Source organism: Methanomassiliicoccales archaeon LGM-RCC1 (assembly GCA_030168575.1).
Taxonomy (GTDB): Archaea; Thermoplasmatota; Thermoplasmata; order Methanomassiliicoccales; family Methanomethylophilaceae; genus Methanoprimaticola.
The window spans coordinates 806739-821559 of record CP115555.1; the positions used below are offsets into that span (position 1 = coordinate 806739).

Consider the following 14821-nt stretch of genomic DNA (forward strand, 5'->3'; position numbering starts at 1 on the left):
CTGTCCATGGTATATTCTTTATAAAATCCTGTCAATCGAGTGACCATGATCACGATTGATACCCTCTCGGCTATCTCGGACGCAGTCCTCGAGGAGATCCGCAAGATCCCGGACTCCAACTGCAAGGGCGACGAGATATGCATAGGAGCGGACGGCACCCCCACCTCCAGGATAGACAAGGTGGCAGAGAACGCCGTCCTGATGTACCTTGAGAGGAACGGTGTGCCGCTGAACGTCCTGAGCGAGGAGATAGGCTTCGTCGACAGGGGAGGGGAGGAGACCCTCGTGCTGGATCCGATAGACGGATCCAACAATGCGATCGCAGGCATACCTTACTATACCGTGTCATTGGGAGTCGGCAAGGACAACCTGTCGGGGATGAGGCTCGGATACATCCGCAACCTGGTCACCAGGGATTCCTACTGGGCCGAGAAAGGCAAGGGCGCTTTCAAGAACGGCGAGAGGATACATGTCCGCAAGCCCGATTTCAAGAACCTGTTCATCATGAACTACATCGGGAAGCACGCACATCCAGATGCGTTCCTGATGTCCAAGAAGGCATCGTCCAGCCGTTGGATGGGATGCTCGTCTCTAGAGATCGTGGAGGTCGCGGAGGGACAGGCGGATGCGTTCTGCATGTACTCGGCTAATTACGTCCACTGCGAGAGGATTGTGGACATCGCGGCCGCTGTGCTGATCCTTAGGGAGGCCGGCGGCGAGATCTACGACATGGAAGGAAACGTCCTCGAGATGAAGTACGATCTCGAGCACAGGAGCAACACCGTTGCTGTAGGCGACAAGACCGTGTTCGATTACCTGGTAAGGGGAAAGGACCCTGTCAGGGGCCACAGGTATGGAATCTATGCAAACACCTCACTCTCCAAGGCTGTTGAGTACACGCAGCAGGTGATCGACGCGCTGAAAGGCCAGGAATACGTTGTTGACGATCAGATCGCCAAGATAATGGGCATAGAAGGTACGCCGCTGAAGGACATGGATGTCGACATCGTCATAGTAGTTGGAGGAGACGGCACATTGCTGAGGGTACTCCAGCACACCGATGCGATGGTCATCGGGATCAACGGCGGCAGCGTCGGATTCCTTGCGGAGATCGACCGCGATCACATCAAGGACGGCATAGACCGTCTCATCAGAGGAGACTACACCATAGAGTCCCGTTTCAAGCTCAGCTCTTGGTACAACGGAGAGTACCTGAAGGACTCTGTCAACGAGGCATTGATACACACCTCGTCCGTGGCCAAGATCCGTCATTACAAGATCTACGTCGACGACGTCCTCGCCTGCGAGATGAGGTCCGACGGAGTGATAATCTCAACCCCTACCGGATCGACCTGCTACGCGATGAGTCTCGGTGCGCCTTACATGGACCCCCATGTCGATGCGCTGATGGTCGTGCCCATGGCGGCATACAAGTCAACCTCCAGAGCGTTCGTGGTGCCTGCATCCAGCAAGATAACGGTGGAGTCTGTCCTGGACAAGGATTGCGTCATCGTACTGGACGGTCAGGAGGAGATCCCGATGGAAGGCCGCACAAAGGTGGACTTCATGCTCTCGGACAAGAAGGCGAGGTTCATCAGGTTCGATATGGACTTCTTCTCCCGCGTCCGCGAGAAACTGGTGAATGCGCTATGAACAAGATCAAGGGAGTCAGCATCCATTTCATCGATGGTTTCAATGAGGCCGCCAAATCGGCCTATCCCGATGAGTTCCTGTGCATGCACAGGGAGATTGACGGGGTCATCTCAGAGATGGTCATGCTTCCCGGGACGGTGTTCGGAGATGAGCACAGCTTCCTCAACCAGTGGATGGAGCCAATAGATTACTCCATAGCCGGATCAGCGCATTCGCACCCGGGATATTCCAACGAGCCCTCTGATGCCGACAAGGACTTCTTCAGCAACACTGGCGGTGTCCATTTCATAACCTGCCAGCCTTACGACCGCAACAGCTGGGTGGCATACGATTCCCGCGGAGAGCCTGTGGATCTGGAGATTATTTACTGACCCGCTTCGCACTTCTCCATGAGGCCGTCTATGACCTCCAGGAGGCTGATCAGGTAAAGCTTGTCGTTGGACTCAGCGAAGATGTTGACGACATCCTCCTGGTCCTTGTCGAACGCCACGAAGAATCCTCCGCTGGCCATGTCGACCCTCCAGCACTTGTCCTCGTAGACAGCCATCGGGTTGATGTCGGGCAGGTTGGCGTCCATCATACGGGCGAAGTCCGCCTGGCTGCAGGAGAATCTGAAGGTCTTCTTCTCGGAGAAGTACGTCGGGAGCTTGGAAAGCACCTCGCTCATGTTGTTGGAGCTTGAGAACTGCGACAGGAGAACGGATCCCATGATCGCATCAGGGGACCACGAAATGCCCTTGAAGACGAATCCGCCCTGGTAGTACGTCAGGTCCGCATCCTTCTCGACCAGCATTCTGTGGATGGGTCCGACCGAAGGGTTGGCGACGACGAACTCCATCTGTTCTGGATCGGGGTCAGGGAAGGGAGAATCGACCTCCACGGTCACCTTCCCTCTGAATACATCCTCGATCAGCCAAGTGACGTCCATAGGGACGACGACCTTCTTCGGCTTCAGGTAGAGGATGAAAAGGCATAGGAGCTGCTCGTCGGTGATCGGTTCGCCGGTCTCATCGAACACCCTCATCATCGTTCCCACACGGTTCATTGATATGCCGGTGGATCCGGGGCTGGCGAGGACCAGCGCCTTCATGTGACGGGTGTCGGCCTCTTTGGTGGAAAGGGGGTTGGAGATGAACTCACTGTCCTTCTGGGCGTTGATCGATATGATGTCGGTGCCGATCTTGTTGAGGATCTGCGGAGCCGAATCGGTCCCCAGTCCGCAGTTGCAGTCCAGGACGAGCGACCCTCCGGTGGCAGATCTGGAGAGCGCCATCAGTCTCATGTTGTAATCGTTGATGGCGTTGTAGTATCTCTTGACCGTTCCCAGTTCCTTGAACGGAGGGCGTTTCCTGCCGACCTCGAAAATACGGTCCAGGCGTCTAACCTGGTCCATGCTGAAGAAGCTGCCGTCCTTCTCGATGAGAAGGTATCCGCTCATCAGGTCCTGCTGGCGGAACTCGGTGACGTAGACGCAGCAGTCTCCCAAGGATGCTGCCAGTCCTGCCACGGGCTCTGACACTTCACCTATGTCGATGACATCGGTGCCGCTCGAGACGAGTCCTGAGACCAATGCGTTCTTCATCATGGGGCTGCTCTGCATCAGGTCCCTTCCCACGACGACCTTGTCATAGTAGATGGCCAGGGCCTGACCGAGAATTATGCCCATCTCGGGAGTGACATCCTCCGAGGGTGATGACCTCAGAAGAAGCTTTTCCGAATGCTCCATATTCCCTCGTTAGTGACGACAGGTAGAAAAAAGGTTTTCGGTCTCATTCTATCTCCCATTCATTCAATTTTCCCAGGGACCAGTTGTTATAGTACGCTCTAGCGGGCTTCTGCAGAAGGAGGACGATCGCGAGTCCAGATAGGACAATCTGTAGCCATATGTCGAATGCGAAGCTGCCCTGCATGAGCATATCGGTCAACGTCAGAGCCAGGATGAGGAAGAGTGATAGGACGCAGAGCTTGTATGATATGCCCGATCCGATGAACAGGGTGACTGCCAACAGTACCTCCCAAATCGTCATTCCGATGTAGAAAGCGAGCAACATCTCGTAGGTGACCCTGGTAGGTTTGAACAGTTCGGGATAGAGGTAGCAAGAAATGGCGGTAAAAGCCATGTTAACGCCCATTACCAGTATCATGCCTATAGCATAGTTGGCGATGTAAGGGCGCTCCTCTTTCATGGATTCCCCATAATCGTTCCGATATTTGGCGGTGACGATATCGTTATTATGGCGATAAAGGATTGAGGCCCGATGAGGAGACCTGAGGACTGGACGCTCGTGAGGCTCTTGAAGCCGTTCGTTCCCGCTGTAATCATTATAGCGGTCATTCAGGTCATAGGGGTCTTCTCACAGGTTATGGCCATCACCCTGTTGAAGCCGATGCTCAATCAAGGGGTCTACGACCAGGATATGGGGAGCATACTCCACTACGGAATAATCCTGATAGTGCTGACGATAATATCGGCCATAGTCCTGATAACGACATCATACATGGCATCCAAGGTGTCCATGGCGGTCTCCGAGTTCCTTAGGAAGAACATAATGGAGGCCGCGGTGAGGACGGAGAACCTGGAGGCGCTGGGAAGCACCACCAACACCATGACCTGTCTCATCAACGATGTAAATTTCGTACATAGATACGTCTTCGAGACACTGAGGACGTACTTGCCGATGCCGTTCCTGATGGCCGTCCTTTTTTGGTATACATACAACATCAATCCTCAGATAGCACTCATCCTGATCTCCACGCTGGTCGTGGTCATACTGCTCACATATCTGGCCACGGCGCGTATAAACAAGCTGTACAGCACACAGATGGAGAAGATGGACAGGGTGAACCTCCTCCTCAGGGAGAAAATGACCGGAGCCCGTACGATCCGTACATACAACGCTTACGATTACGAGAACAAGAAGTTCAGCGAGGCCAGTACGGAATTCGGGGCGATGAACTGGAAGGTCACCCTGAACAGCTACTTCATACCGAACATATCGACCGCCTTCATGTGGGCGTTCATAACATTCATGTTCCTGGCGGCAGCATTGGACAGTTCTGAGACGATCGTCCCCGAGGACATCATTGTGTTCATGCAGTACGCGACCTACATCGTATCGACCCTGGTCATAATCCCTTACCTCTGCATAGAATCCCCCAGGAGCCGTACGTGCTTCGACCGTATCAACAACATCATCCGTTCTGCCGTCGAGGAGGCGAAGGAGCCTGCGTCCCCGGTTATCACGGAGAAGCAGCTGGTGGTCAGAGACCTGAATCTCATCGACAACCTGGGAAGGAAGAGTCTGGACAATGTCAACATGGAGATCAGAAGGGGATCGACGGTCACCATACTGGGAACCACCACCAGCGGGGTCTATTTCCTGTCGAGGATAATCTGGGGCTTCGGGAAGCCGGATTCCGGGAGCGTAACCATCGACGGGATGGACAAGACAAAGGTGGATCCTGCTGTCCTCCGTGAAAGGATGGCGTTTTCAGGCAACAACATGAACATCTTCAGGGGGACGCTGAGGTACAACCTGGATCCCCGCGGCAGGAAGACCGACGAGGAGATAATGGACGTGTGCGACCGTGTCGGACTGACCAGGATGATGTCCGGTGATCTGGACACCGTGATCGATGATGAAACCATGTCCGGGGGACAGAGGCTTTTGGTCATCATGGCCCGCGGTCTCCTGAAGGACGCGGACATAAACGTCTTCGACGACTGCTTCTTCTCGCTGGATCCCGAGACCAAAAATCTCGCTTTGAATGCCGTTCGGGAGATCTGCAGGGGTAGGACCGTGATATTCGTCATGCACGACACCTCCACTTGCGAGATTTCCGATGACATCATACTTATGAACAACGGCCGCGTGGAGGCCGAAGGCAGCCATCAGGCTTTGATGGACACATCCGAGCTTTATAGGAGTATGTACGTCCACGCCAAGGGAGGGCAGGGAACATGGGCCTGATAAGGAATGGCATCGACACCCTTCTGCGCCTGGAGGAGTTCATCGGCTCCGAGAGGAGAACCATGCGCTTCTGCGCCATTTTGTCCCTGGTGGCAACCGTCATCCTGTACACAATCCCGTACATCTGCGGTTGGATGATGGATGGGTTCATGGCCAAGCTGAAGGAGGGGAGCTTCATCAACTTAGCCGACGTTCTGGACATGTGCACAATCATAATCCTGATGATCACCCTTTGGTATGTGTCCACCGCCCATGCGACCAGCAAGATGTCTAAGTTGTCTCTCTTGTTCTCAAGGAACCTGAGGGACAGGATCAATGACAAGCTCATGAGGATGCCCATATCCTACATCGACAAGCTCCCACCCGGGGACCTGTCGTCGCGTTTCACCTCGGACATGCCCAAGGTGTCCAAGCTCATATCCGCGGACTATACGGGGTTCATAGTCCATATCACCATGATCCTGGCCATAGCGGTCATGATGCTGATCACGTCCCCGGTCCTGGCGGCCTTCTATCTGCTGCTGACGCCGGTGGTGTTCTTCGCATCCAAACGTCTGACCAAGCATTCGATGGAGGATTACGAGGAACAGAGGAGGAGGGTCGCGGAGATCAACTCCAAGATGAGCGACATCATCGCCGCACACCGCACCATCAAGGTGGAGAACATGCAGGAGCAGGTCCTCAAGGAGTTCGAGGAGTCCAACAAAGGGTTCTCCAAGGCATTTGTGTCGTCGAACATACGCTCGAGTTACATCTCCCCTATCGTCAGCGTGATGGTCAATTCAGGTTACCTCACGACCGTGATCATCGGTGCGGTGCTCCTGTACTACGGTGAGCTCGACATAGGTATGTTCCTGACGTTTATGATCTACGTCAGGGTAGTGAACACCCCCTTGTTGATGACCGTGACCATCTACGACAGTGTGAAGGACGAGATGATCTCGGTCCGGAGGATCATCGAGATATTGGACGCACCGGAGGAGCCCAAACCCGATCCCGGGAGTGGATACGGGATCAGGAAAGGGGAGGTGGAATTCGACGATGTCTGCTTCTCATACGTGGAGGGCAAGCCCATTTTGAGGAACCTGTCTTTCAAGGTGCAGCCCGGCAAGTTCACCGTCATAGCGGGACCTACCGCTTCGGGCAAATCTACCACTGCGAACCTTCTCATGGGCCTTTACAAACCCGATTCAGGCCATGTCAGGATAGACGGCGTAGATATCGAGAGGATACGCGGAGAGACCACAGGCAGGGACATCTGCTACGTCATGCAGTATCCTTGGGTGATAGAAGGTTCGATCAGGGAGAACATAATCTACAACCGCCCGGACCTGACCGAGGAGGAGATGGTCAGGGTAGCCGAGAGGACGGGGCTCAACATCTATGTCGGTACGCTTCCCAACGGATACGATACGATGGTCGGAGAGGATATGCATCGTATTCCTCTGGCACAGCGCAGGATGCTGTCTATGTCGCGTGCGCTTATCAGCGATCCCAAGGTGCTCGTCCTCGACGAGACCGTCGCGGGTTTGGACCCGATCACCGGTCAGGCGATCATCGATCAGCTCCAGGAATTGAAGAAGGATCGCACCATCATAATGATCAGTCACAACCAAGCCGTGATCAATCAGGCGGACGAAGTAATCTATCTTTCTAACGGTAGAGTGTTAGCGTAAAATTGGATGTTAACTCCAGTTAATACCTATGCAATACTGGGACAGTCGACAACCTTTCACCGATACACTTACCTTTGTTCAGTATTCCCCATTTGGATGATTATTTGGCCATAATAGTCGAGCCAGATATCAAAAAATTAAAGAATCTTTAAATACCGACTAATCGGATACTTGTTCTGGGGGCATTCTATTGGTTATGGAACGCATTGACCTGGAAAAAGCAAAGACAATTGCGAAGAACAAGGGATTGAAGCCCGGCAAAGTGAAGGGAACCTCTGGTATTCAGTTTACCAAGGGAAAGAACAACAGGCTTGACGTCATCGAGTGGTCGGAGTTCGAGCAGATCCTTGCAAAGAGGAAGCTCGCAATCTACGAGTCCGGCGGCTGGATGAAGATCATGAAAGCCTGATGGTTTTCTGAACTTCTTCAGAACCTCGAAACCCTGTCCCGGGAACGGGGCGGGCCTTTCCATCTTACTTTTATACAAGGATGTATTCACAGTCATTGGCCTGACGTGCAAGGGTATCCGAGCCTGGCCAAAGGAGATAGGTTCAGGGCCTATTCTCGTAGGAGTTCGAGGGTTCAAATCCCTTCCCTTGCACCACTTTTGATTATGACCTAATCGAGCATAATATTTAACCGATGTAGTTCTAACACAGGTTCATGACAGAACAGATTGATAATGCTGGAAAACTGCGCAAGATTTCGCCTTTTGCGGTGACTGTGGCGGCAGTTGTGCTGGTGTTATTTGCTTCATTTATCGTCTACGACGGCGGACAGAAGGAGATGGATCTGGATGGCAATTGGCATCTAGCATCGTATGCCGAAGGGTACTATGACGATGACGGCAGCACCGTATACGAGACGTACGATCCGAAGTATCTGTGGGATGAGGTCGCGACCTTCGAGGAGATCGGAGACGGGATTTACTCCATGCATCTGGATGGCAGTGAATATATCTGTGTGGCCAACGGCAACACGATGATGACTGGTGGCATTTGGGATTTCACGAACACGTCCATATTGACCAAGATTGAGGATACAATCATAGTCTCATCGTTCCTTGACGGCTATATCGGTGTGGCCAGAATGATCTTCGAGCGTCAGGATCCCGGTGACAGGCTCGTGGCGGGATCGAGGGAGGCTTCATGGGGAGATTCCTACGAATTCCAAGAAGGTGATGTGTACGAGGCTTTCATTGCGAACCAGTACACCGAAGATGGTATCATCGACCACCTTTCCGAGAACCGCTACCTGACGATCAACGGGGTCAAGCCCGGTATTATGTTCTACAACTCTCACGGTGACCAAACCGACCTCGATTTCGTCGCGGTGAAGGTATCGCCTAATGACTGGATGGCAATCTCAGATTATGATAGCGACACCTGCCTTATCGATATGGTGCATATCGAGGACGGGGTCATATATACAGCATCCTACGACAATACCAACGGCGATATCGAACTTTGGCAGGTATGTTACGGTGACGAGAGCAAAGTCGTGAAGGCCCCCAGCACCCTTTGGGGCAAGCGTTACGAGGGAACCTTCAACGCATATGTCGAGGAGAATGGAGTAGTTCTGAGGTCTATGGAGGACGAAGTGGCCATAACGTTCGACCTTGTCGATTCCAACACTAACGTTATAGAGGTCACCTTGTTTGCGCCCGAGGGGGATTCTTATTTTGGTGCGATGCTTTTCCCCAACGAATCTGGCTACAGTTTCTATATGGAATCGGTCTACGATAACAACGGAGAAACGTTCTGGGGATATTACTTCGGAACGATATCTAAGGACCTTAAGAAGATCACGATTGTCGGAACAGCGGATAACGCCGCTGGCACCTACATGATCTTCAACAATGTCTTCAAACTGGCAGAGTGAAACCTTTCAGGGCGGGACCAGACGGTCCTGCCCTTCATTTTTACTTGACAAAAGCGAGCGTTATTACCGCATATTTTTGTTACTGGCCATTCCTTCCTGCTTATGGGGCATCAAGTCTACATGAGCTGCGTTATACCCGAATCGAATAGAATTATAGGTCAGATCACAGCGCCGCTAGTACCGCCCCAGATACTACTATGGACAAGACTATGATCGCGATGAGTGCCCGGAACCAGTCCTTCACTCTGATTAGACCTATCAGCGCTGCTATGACTGCGAATATGACCTTTTCTTCACTCGTTTGTCCTGATAAATACTCGCAGGAGACTCGCTACTCGATGGTCGGATTGTGATTGGAGTGGGTGTGCTTTGCACTAATAAATGGTACTGGTTTTGGTGCAAGACGTTCGATGCGATTGGAGTCAAAAATCGGTGTTTTTGGTGTTTTTCGGAAATGCTAGGGGGGTTGTGCAAACCTTCCCTTGCACCATTTATTCCATTTAATGTCCGATCGTACTGGCAATCCGTTCTCCATAACACCATATTGTTCATTTTTGTCACGAGCGAGACATAACCAATTTATAGCGTATAGGCGGGTTTATTATTCATGTCCGAGCTGTCGGTCAAGATAGACAATTTCTTCCACATAACCGAGAGGGGCTCGGACTTGAAGACCGAGATCAAGGGAGGAGTCATAACCTTCCTTGCGATGTTCTACATCCTCGCGGTCAACCCGAGTATTCTGGCTCCGGCTGCGGGAGAAGAACTGTTCGGCCAGCTTGTAACCGCCACGGCACTGGCCTCATGCGTCTCATGTATACTCATGGGGCTGTATGCGAGATTCCCGATAGCTTTGGCCCCCGGAATGGGTATCAACGCATTCGTCTCGTACACAGTCGTCCTGAGCATGGGATTCAGCTATCCCCAGGCATTGCTCATTGTCCTCATCTCCGGTATCGCCTTCTTCATCCTGACGGTCAGCGGTCTTAGAATGAAGATCCTTCAGGCCATACCGATGGTGATGAAACTGGCGATCACCGCAGGTATAGGATTCTTCATCGTGGTCGTCGGACTGTTTAACGCAGGAATTATCATTCATGCGACCGGTTCCGCTCTGGAGCTCGGCGACCTATCTGCACCCGGTACGCTTCTCGCCTTGGCCTGCATCGTCATAACGATGTTCTTCTGGGCCAGGAATAGCTGGGGAGCCGTCCTGATCGGTATCATAGCGACCATCATCATCGGATTTGTCGGAGGGGCCCTGTTCGGTTGGGATACGGTCGTCAACGGGGCGCAGCTCATCCCAGGAGTGGGAACGGCCGCTATAACGGATCTCATCAGTATGCCTGATTTCGGGTTGTTCGGTGTCGTGTTCGATATAGGGTCGATCGAGGGCACGATGTGGTCGGCGTTCATAGTATCCATCATATCTCTGCTGATCATCGATATGTTCGATACTACGGGGACCATAGTCGGGGTCTCGCGTTCCGCCGGCATCATGGACGAGGACGGGGAGATCAAGGGCAACGAGAAGGCCCTGGAGGTCGACGCGGTAGCGACCGTCTTCGGTGCCGTCGCAGGTACTTCCACCACCACTTCTTTCATCGAGTCAAGCACCGGTATAGCCGCTGGGGCCAGGACGGGACTGATGGCGGTCGTTGTAGGACTGTTGTTCATGGCCATGCTGTTCTTCGTACCGGCATTCGCCATAATCACGCCGGCATGTACGGTGGGTGCGTTGTTCCTCGTGGGTTTGGCCATGATCACCGCCCTGAGGGAGATAGAATGGAACGATTACACCACCATCGCAACGGTGTTCGTCACGCTGTTCATGATGGGCTTGTCGGGATCGATAACCAATGGAATCGCTCTGGGAACGTTCGCTTACATCATCTGCATGGTGGCAGAGGGCAAATGGAGAGACATCTCACTGGTCCTGTGGGCATTCGAGATAATATTCCTGGTGCACTTCATTCTCCTTTACGAGTTCACACCCTGATCCATCGGCAGGGCATTCAGCGTCAGGGGATCTGCTGAAAAAGGATGCTGTGCATCCGTAAGTGTGATTGATGATCGGATCAGATCCTCTCCACGACCTCCGACCAGGATTTCAGCCTGTCGAAGGTCATCAGCCTGCAGCCGTCGCAGGTTGTGTAGGAATGGTCGATGTACTTCGATATCTTCAGAAGGGTCTCCGCATCCTCTGCGCTGATCTTCCCGGAATCGGCCGCCCTGTTGATGTAAGGGTCGAGGGTGCCGGCTATCCTTTCTTCGCCCAGAAGGGCTTTCAGCTTCTCTTCCAGCCTTATCCTGTACTGGCTGGCCGAACAGATGGATTTGGACGTGTTGCATGCTACTTCGGTCATGGGTAAAGGGACGTCATAGGAGCGTATAAAGGGGGTCGGAAACATTGGCCGTTAACCCGTGCAGGTACATAGTTGCGTTCGATAACAAGGTTTTGATACGATTAGAGTCGGACCGGAGATGTAAATCCCCTGCATCCAACTCTTCCATCATCAGTACTGAGTATACCACTAACATAAGCGGCACCGCTGTGACGGCGAAAGTACTTCTCGCTTCATCGGACCCCATTTCTCTTACCTGGACCGTTGTGGGGGTTCGTTGTAACGTTGTTTTTCATCGATGTTTGAGCTGATTTTGTACAATCTAAAGTTTAGAAATAAAACTCATTTAAAGTAAGTACTTACTATAAATGAACATAATAAATCATGTAAATTCATAATATATGCGGAAAAAGTGGCAAAATCATCATTATAATTTGGCTCGCTAAATACAATATACGAACCGTCGATCCAGCGTGGTCACATCATGGCCAGGAATGCACCAGAGACAACAATCGCCACAACGACGCCTGCCACGGCAGCCCATTTCCAATCCTTCTCGAGGATAAGGCCTATGAATGCAGTCACAACTGCGAACATCGGGGACGTTATCAGGATTAGTACTCCGTAGTAAAGGAAAGGGTTGCCTTCCGTCATGAACTCCCCTATAACGATCAGGATCAGTCCCAATACGATTCCGATGCGGAGGGTCCATGCTATCGCCTTGTTCATGTTCACAGTATCCCTCCCACACGCAGAAGTACGAGAGTGGCCATAAAGAATAGGACCACCGAGAAGTATCTCCTGATGTATTTGGTGTCCAGCTTCCTCGCCAGGTACGTTCCCAACAATGCACCTATGAATGCACCTATGGCCACGCCTCCCGCGAAGGTCAGGTCGAGTTGACCGCTGAAGAAGTAGGTTATGGCGCCGGAGAACGCGGTGATCCCGATCATGTAGCTGCTCGTTGAACTGGCTGCTTTCATGGGGACGTGCATTATCAGATTCATCACGGGGACCTTGATGGCTCCCCCTCCGACTCCAGTCATGGAGGACATCATTCCCGCGAACACACATGCCAAACTGCCTGTGCCGGCGTTTTGCACATGATACGAGATGCACTCGCCGCTGGCCTCGTCCTTGTATTCGAAGCACATCTTGCCCCCTTCCCCGTTGGGTTCCACGACCCTCTCTGGACTGAGTATCATCCTGACACCACTGTAGATCATCACGGCGCAGAAGATCAGGCTCAGCAGCCATTCCTGCAGATATCCCGCGATCAAAGCTCCGGCCACGGCACCTATGGTGGTGGTCACCTCGAGCATCAATCCGAGACGGATGTTGGCCAGCCCTTTCTCCACGAATACGCTTGACGCTCCAACGGACCCTGCCACGATCCCCACAAGGCTGACGGCAGCCGCTTCGGCGGGCGCCATACCGAATGCGAGCATCAGAACGGGGACGAATATCACTCCCCCCCCCAATCCGAAGAGCGCACCCATGACGCCGGCTCCCGCTCCGAGGGCTATCAGTCCCAAAAGGATGAGGATCTCCATGGAAAACAGCATCTAATCGGGCGATATAGTTTTATCCGCAACCCCGATTCAAAGCCGTGGCCATATTACTCGTTAGATACGCTGAGATCGGGTTGAAGAGCACACCTGTCCGCAAGAGGTTCGAGAGCACGCTGAAGGATAACATGCTCAACATGCTCATGGAGGACGGGGTCGAGGCACTGGTCACCAACAAGGGTGCGAGATTCTACATAGAGGCCACAGATATCGATGCCGCGGTGAGATCCGCCAGGAAGGTCTTCGGAATCGCCTCCATATCCATTGCAGAAGAGTGCTCCTCCAAGATGGAGGACATGTGCCGCACCGGTGCGGAATATTCCCTGTCAAGGCTGTCCGAGGGGCAGTCCTTCGCTGTCAAGGCACGCAGGGAGGGAACACAGGGATACACAAGCCTCGACATGGGCAGGGAGATAGGCTCCGCCATATTCCTCGCCAATGAGGACAAGGGTATCAAGGTCGATCTCACGGATCCCGACGTGGTGTTCTTCGTGGAGGCCCGCGACAACCGCGCGTTCATCTTCCAGGATTACATCAGATGCCACGCGGGACTCCCGGTGGGGACGCAGGGCAAGGTCATCGCAGACATCGACGGTTCTGAGAGGAGCATCGTGTCCGCGTGGCTGATGATGAAGCGTGGATGCAGGGTCATGATCAGAGGCGACGGGGACTTCTCTCCCCTGAAGCAGTACGATACCTACCTGAGGAAGTTCAATCCAGAGAAGGACGACGAGAAGAAGATCCTTGGAATCGTCATGGGGACCGACCTCAAGGACCTGGAGGGCGTGGATGTCAGTCAGTATGAGCTACCTGTATTCTTCCCGACCATCGGAATGACCGACGAAGAAGTCCATGTTTTTTTCGAGACCATAATCAAAGGCCTCTGAATCCTTTAGAGCAAAAACAAGAAATATCCGCCCTTGCGGGCGGTTAAATGGTTTTACCTGAACGTAAGTGAGATCACTTGATTCTTCTCTGGTTCGCCTTGACCGAGGGTCTGGCCTTCTCAGCACCCTTTCCGGTGTGCCTCATTCCACGTCCCTTCTGTCCGGCGGAGGTCTTTCCGCGGTAGACACGGTTGGTGTGTGTCTTCTCGCAGATCCAGTTGATCTTGGGGTCGGCCTTGATGACGGGGTGTGCGGGATCGACGAGGATGACCTCATACCACTCCTGCTGTCCGTCTGCACCTACCCAGTAGGAGTTCAGAACCTCGAGGTTGGGGTATCTCTTCGCAGTCCTCTCCTCGGCCATCCTCTGGATGCTCTTGCCGGTGATGATCTGGTTGATTCCCTTCCTCTTTGCTCTCCTACCTGTGACGATGGCCCTCTTGCGGAAGGATCCCTTCCTGACCCTCGCCCTTACGATGACGTATCCCTGCTTGGCCTTGTATCCGAGTGCTCTGGCCCTGTCCAGACGGGTTGGCTTGTCGACGCGGACGAAGTTCTCTTCCTTCCTCCACTTGATGCGGCGCTCGTAGTTCAATGCCTTGACGTATGATTTCTCGGGTACGTCCCATGCATCAGCGATGTAGCTGTACATGCTCTTCCCGTTGACCGGGCGTGTTTCCTGAGTCTCTTCGCTCATTTTAATCACCTTTACGGATTCACCTTTCACGGCACATTTCCGTTCGTGAGGCTAAACGTCTCACAGAGTAAGGGGATGCCTATGTCGTATATAAAGAAAACAGTGCGCGCATATAGATTCGCGAATGAAGGGATAAAATCTCA

14 protein-coding genes and 1 tRNA gene are annotated in these 14821 nt (G+C 52.9%); 9 read left to right on the plus strand and 6 right to left on the minus strand.

All coding sequences use genetic code 11. The annotated features are described in order from the left end of the window. Positions 1 to 45: 45 nt before the first annotated feature. Both PED39_03900 and PED39_03905 read left to right on the plus strand, forming a co-directional pair. A complete protein-coding gene (locus PED39_03900) occupies positions 46 to 1653 on the plus strand; it encodes an NAD(+)/NADH kinase (GenBank protein WII08356.1) in 1608 nt (535 codons plus the stop codon). After that, positions 1650 to 2024: a Mov34/MPN/PAD-1 family protein gene (locus tag PED39_03905; GenBank protein WII08357.1), complete on the plus strand. Its 375-nt coding sequence runs from the start codon at positions 1650 to 1652 to the stop codon at positions 2022 to 2024. Before PED39_03900 ends, PED39_03905 begins: the two co-directional genes overlap by 4 nt. Here the strand turns inward: PED39_03905 and PED39_03910 are convergent. After that, positions 2018 to 3379, minus strand: a complete 1362-nt coding sequence (locus PED39_03910; protein ID WII08358.1) for a hypothetical protein — start codon at positions 3377 to 3379, stop codon at positions 2018 to 2020. The genes PED39_03905 and PED39_03910 overlap by 7 nt on opposite strands. A 43-nt stretch (positions 3380 to 3422) precedes the next feature. After that, a complete protein-coding gene (locus tag PED39_03915; GenBank protein WII08359.1) occupies positions 3423 to 3839 on the minus strand; it encodes a hypothetical protein in 417 nt (138 codons plus the stop codon). Between the two features lie 72 nt (positions 3840 to 3911). Here PED39_03915 and PED39_03920 point away from each other — a divergent pair, with 72 nt between their 5' ends. The 6 genes from PED39_03920 to PED39_03945 all read left to right on the plus strand — a co-directional run bounded on the left by PED39_03920 (position 3912) and on the right by PED39_03945 (position 11180). Continuing rightward, positions 3912 to 5624, plus strand: coding sequence for an ABC transporter ATP-binding protein (locus tag PED39_03920; protein ID WII08360.1), 1713 nt, complete (start codon positions 3912 to 3914; stop codon positions 5622 to 5624). Then, entirely contained in the window at positions 5615 to 7300 is a 1686-nt protein-coding gene (locus PED39_03925) for an ABC transporter ATP-binding protein (GenBank protein ID WII08361.1), read from the plus strand. Before PED39_03920 ends, PED39_03925 begins: the two co-directional genes overlap by 10 nt. 196 nt (positions 7301 to 7496) lie before the next feature. Then, a complete protein-coding gene (locus PED39_03930; GenBank protein WII08362.1) occupies positions 7497 to 7709 on the plus strand; it encodes a hypothetical protein in 213 nt (70 codons plus the stop codon). 107 nt (positions 7710 to 7816) lie between these two features. Then, positions 7817 to 7904: transfer RNA gene (locus PED39_03935), tRNA-Leu, on the plus strand. A 59-nt stretch (positions 7905 to 7963) separates the two neighbouring features. Further along, the gene (locus PED39_03940) at positions 7964 to 9181 is read left to right on the plus strand and encodes a hypothetical protein (protein WII08363.1); all 1218 of its coding nucleotides are present in this window, start codon (positions 7964 to 7966) and stop codon (positions 9179 to 9181) included. Positions 9182 to 9788: 607 nt separating this feature from the next. Continuing rightward, the gene (locus PED39_03945; GenBank protein WII08364.1) at positions 9789 to 11180 is read left to right on the plus strand and encodes an NCS2 family permease; all 1392 of its coding nucleotides are present in this window, start codon (positions 9789 to 9791) and stop codon (positions 11178 to 11180) included. A 79-nt stretch (positions 11181 to 11259) separates the two neighbouring features. Here the strand turns inward: PED39_03945 and PED39_03950 are convergent, their stop codons facing one another. The 3 genes from PED39_03950 to PED39_03960 form a co-directional block, all read right to left on the minus strand. Further along, positions 11260 to 11547: a hypothetical protein gene (locus tag PED39_03950; GenBank protein WII08365.1), complete on the minus strand. Its 288-nt coding sequence runs from the start codon at positions 11545 to 11547 to the stop codon at positions 11260 to 11262. Between the two features lie 456 nt (positions 11548 to 12003). Then, positions 12004 to 12261, minus strand: coding sequence for a DUF1634 domain-containing protein (locus tag PED39_03955; GenBank protein WII08366.1), 258 nt, complete (start codon positions 12259 to 12261; stop codon positions 12004 to 12006). After that, a complete protein-coding gene (locus PED39_03960; GenBank protein WII08367.1) occupies positions 12258 to 13079 on the minus strand; it encodes a sulfite exporter TauE/SafE family protein in 822 nt (273 codons plus the stop codon). Before PED39_03960 ends, PED39_03955 begins: the two co-directional genes overlap by 4 nt. A 56-nt stretch (positions 13080 to 13135) precedes the next feature. Between PED39_03960 and PED39_03965 the strand changes: the two genes are divergently transcribed. Next, on the plus strand, positions 13136 to 13981 hold the full coding sequence (locus PED39_03965) for a THUMP domain-containing protein (protein WII08368.1): 846 nt from the start codon (positions 13136 to 13138) through the stop codon (positions 13979 to 13981). 73 nt (positions 13982 to 14054) lie between these two features. On the opposite strand, the gene PED39_03970 is transcribed toward PED39_03965, so the two are convergent. Next, the gene (locus PED39_03970; protein ID WII08369.1) at positions 14055 to 14678 is read right to left on the minus strand and encodes a 50S ribosomal protein L15e; all 624 of its coding nucleotides are present in this window, start codon (positions 14676 to 14678) and stop codon (positions 14055 to 14057) included. Between the last annotated feature and the right edge of the window lie 143 nt (positions 14679 to 14821).